The following is a 3,151-nucleotide window of genomic DNA, read 5'->3' on the forward strand; positions in this document are numbered from 1 at the left end:
ACGACGAGTGCAATCGGCGCAATGACGAATAACAAAATCCATATATAATAAGGTGCCAGGTACCATGGACGCGATGAACGATTAGTCATTGGAAACGGCTCCGTACGACTCAAGCCTTGCATCGAAGGCTTCTTCGGATTCGTTCAAGCGCATGACGTGAATCGCTTCCGGGTCGAAATCAAGACCGATTTGTGCGCCGACTTCCACGCGTTTTGTCGAATGCACCAGCCACTCATTGCCTGTTTCATCGTATGTGGAAATTTCGTAATGGACGCCTCTGAACAATTGGCTGTCGACATGAACGGCCATCTTGCCCGTCTCCGGCTTGGTGATCTCCAAATCTTCCGGGCGGATGACGATTTCCACTTGTTCGTTCGAACTTAGGCCTCTATCGACGCATTCAAACTCTTTATTGGCAAACCGGACGCGGTAATCAGCGACCATGACGCCTTCGGCAATATTCGACTCCCCGATGAAATCGGCGACAAAACGGTTGATCGGCTCATCGTAAATATCCATCGGCGTGCCGCTCTGCTGGATTTCTCCGGCATTCATGACAAAAATTTCATCAGACATCGCGAGTGCTTCTTCTTGGTCATGCGTAACGAAGACGAAAGTCTTGCCGAGGCGCTGCTGCAGCTCGCGCAATTCATATTGCATTTCGGTGCGCAGCTTCAAGTCGAGTGCGGACAGCGGTTCATCGAGCAGAATCACTTCCGGGTCATTGATGATGGCCCGTGCGATGGCAACACGTTGGCGCTGGCCGCCGGACATTTCGTGAATTTCGCGGTTTTCATAACCGCTCAAATTGACGAATGCCAAAGCTTCTTTGACACGTCGCTCGACTTCCACTTTTTTGATTTTTTTGATGCGCAGGCCGAATGCCACATTTTCGAATACATTTAAATGAGGGAACAGCGCATAATCCTGGAATACGGTGTTCACTTGCCGCTCATTTGCCGGGATCTTATTGACTTTTTTGCCTTTAATATAGATGTCACCGCTCGTTGGCTGATTGAATCCGGCGATCAATCGCAGGATCGTCGTTTTGCCGCAGCCGGAAGGGCCGAGCAAGGTGTAGAATTTACCTTTTTCCATTTCAAAACTGATGTTGTTCAAAACATTGCCCGCGCCTTCGAAAGTTTGGACAACATTATCAAAGCGGATGATCGCTTGGTCTGTCATAATATACCTCCTGGATTATAAATAAGATTTCGTCGCGACGATGATCATTTCTGCACGGCCCGTCGAATGGTTCGCTAATTGGTGTTCATGATCCGCGCTATAGTAGATGGAATCGCCGGCTTTAGCTGTATAGGCCCGGCTGCCAATATTCAGGCGAACTTCACCTTTTAGGACATAGACGAAGGTTTCGGATGCCGAGGGTTCGAAAGTTTTGAAATGCCCCGACGATTCCAAGGTTAGGTAAACCGGTTCCATTTCCTTTTTGTTCGATGTCGGAACAAGCCAATCGACTTCATAGCCAGTTTCCCGGTCGATGTGGACCGTATGATCTTCTTCCTTGAAGACGAGCTTTGTCTCTTCAGCATCCGTGAAAAACTCTTTTGGAGTCGTTCCGAGAACTTCAAGGAGAGAGAACAGCGTTTCGATGGAAGGGGAGTTCATGTCGCGTTCAAGCTGTGAAATGAACCCTTTGCTCAAGTCCGTCCTCGAGCCGAGCTCTTCTTGTGTCAAACCGTTTTTTAGCCGCAAATTCTTGATCTTTTTGCCGATTTCCATACAGTCTCCTCGATTCTTCAGTAGTGGTACAATATAGAAAGAAATTGCGATAGGTGGTGTGAACCCCGTCATTCAGATGAAATAAATGCAAATGGCTTGAATGATTGAATGAACAGAGGGTAGTTTAGTTAAAATATACTTTTAGTTTAGTTAAAGTATTTATTCATTATACAAAACCTGCGCTGAAATTCAAGGGAAAAAAACTTTGGGAAATGAATCCGAATCTATTGCAATCAGCTAAGGCAATTACTATTATAGAGAAAGTGCAAAAACCATAAAGTCCACAAAGACTGATATAGAAGTTTTCGGTTGTGCAAAATTGACAGATGACAGGGACATAAAAGCCCAACCAACTACGGGAGTGATCAACTTGAACGGAAAGATGAATTTTTTCCTCGACCCGAAAAATCGGGTAGCGCAAAAACCATCCATCATGAATTACAAACAAGACGAAAAAGGGCTTTATCTATTAGCCGACAAGAAGTTCATCAATTGGATGGACGTCCACACGTTTTGCCATACGTGCATGGATCCTTTAACTTTCGATAATGAATTCGACGCAAGCTATTGCGCGAGCTGTAATGAATGGCGCGAAGAGCGCTGCAGCGACATTAGTTGCGAATACTGTGAGAATCGCCCTGCAAGGCCACTAGATCCCCGTAAATAAGCGGGGGTTTTTTTATAGAAGAAAGAAGGATATGATGAATAAGAGCAAACAAGAATATGGGGGATGGACATGAAAAAGGAATTCGTGGTAATAGGCTTAGGGCGTTTCGGCGGAAGCATCGTCCGGGAACTGATCGAACAAGGCGCCGACGTGATGGCTATCGATAAAGACCATGAGCGGGTGGATGAATTTGCCTCGATCGCGACACAAGCTGTCGTTGCCGATACGACAGACGAATCAGTATTGAAATCTCTTGGGGTCCGCAATTTCGAACAGGTCATCGTTGCGATTGGGGAGAATATCCAAGCGAGCATCCTGACGACGCTTATGCTGAAGGAAATCGGCGTCAAGAAAATCACCGTCAAAGCCCAAAACGATTACCATGCCAAAGTGCTGCATAAAATCGGGGCAGACAAAGTCGTGCATCCAGAGCGCGATATGGGTATCCGCATCGCCCATAACATCCTATCGAACAATGTACTCGATTACCTGGAACTGTCCGACGAGCATTCAATCATGGAAATCAAAGCAAACGAAAAACTGGCTGGTTATACCTTGATCGAATTGGATATCCGCGCCAAATACGGTATCAATATCGTCGCAATCAAAAGAGGGGACGATATCATCGTGTCCCCGCAGGCGGATATGGAAATTGAGCGGGATGATATCCTGATCATCATTGGATCCGATGCTGACATCAACCGTTTCGAAAAGAAAGTCATGAACTAAATAAGGCAAAAAAAA

4 protein-coding genes are annotated in these 3,151 nt (G+C 46.2%); 2 read left to right on the forward strand and 2 right to left on the reverse strand.

What is annotated here, in order from left to right; genetic code table 11:
• Window positions 1-81 precede the first annotated feature (81 nt).
• Both ON064_RS17770 and ON064_RS17775 read right to left on the reverse strand, forming a co-directional pair.
• The gene (locus tag ON064_RS17770; protein ID WP_274625811.1) at window positions 82-1,185 is read right to left on the reverse strand and encodes an ABC transporter ATP-binding protein; all 1,104 of its coding nucleotides are present in this window, start codon (window positions 1,183-1,185) and stop codon (window positions 82-84) included.
• Between the two features lie 15 nt (window positions 1,186-1,200).
• On the reverse strand, window positions 1,201-1,740 hold the full coding sequence (locus tag ON064_RS17775; RefSeq protein ID WP_274625812.1) for a helix-turn-helix domain-containing protein: 540 nt from the start codon (window positions 1,738-1,740) through the stop codon (window positions 1,201-1,203).
• Between the two features lie 361 nt (window positions 1,741-2,101).
• Between ON064_RS17775 and ON064_RS17780 the strand changes: the two genes are divergently transcribed.
• Together ON064_RS17780 and ON064_RS17785 are read left to right on the forward strand one after the other, a co-directional pair.
• A complete protein-coding gene (locus tag ON064_RS17780) occupies window positions 2,102-2,407 on the forward strand; it encodes a hypothetical protein (RefSeq protein WP_241663057.1) in 306 nt (101 codons plus the stop codon).
• A 69-nt stretch (window positions 2,408-2,476) separates the two neighbouring features.
• On the forward strand, window positions 2,477-3,136 hold the full coding sequence (locus ON064_RS17785; RefSeq protein ID WP_068869510.1) for a potassium channel family protein: 660 nt from the start codon (window positions 2,477-2,479) through the stop codon (window positions 3,134-3,136).
• Window positions 3,137-3,151: the final 15 nt, after the last annotated feature.

Origin of the sequence: Planococcus sp. A6, from assembly GCF_028823615.1 — a bacterium.
Classification (GTDB): Bacteria; Bacillota; Bacilli; order Bacillales_A; family Planococcaceae; genus Planococcus.

What these genes read in the sequence shown, in the direction of transcription:
- ON064_RS17770 (WP_274625811.1), bottom strand. Translation starts at nt 1,185, where the DNA reads ATGACAGACCAAGCGATCATCCGCTTTGATAATGTTGTCCAAACTTTC.
- ON064_RS17775 (WP_274625812.1), bottom strand. Translation starts at nt 1,740, where the DNA reads ATGGAAATCGGCAAAAAGATCAAGAATTTGCGGCTAAAAAACGGTTTG.
- ON064_RS17785 (WP_068869510.1), top strand. Translation starts at nt 2,477, where the DNA reads ATGAAAAAGGAATTCGTGGTAATAGGCTTAGGGCGTTTCGGCGGAAGC.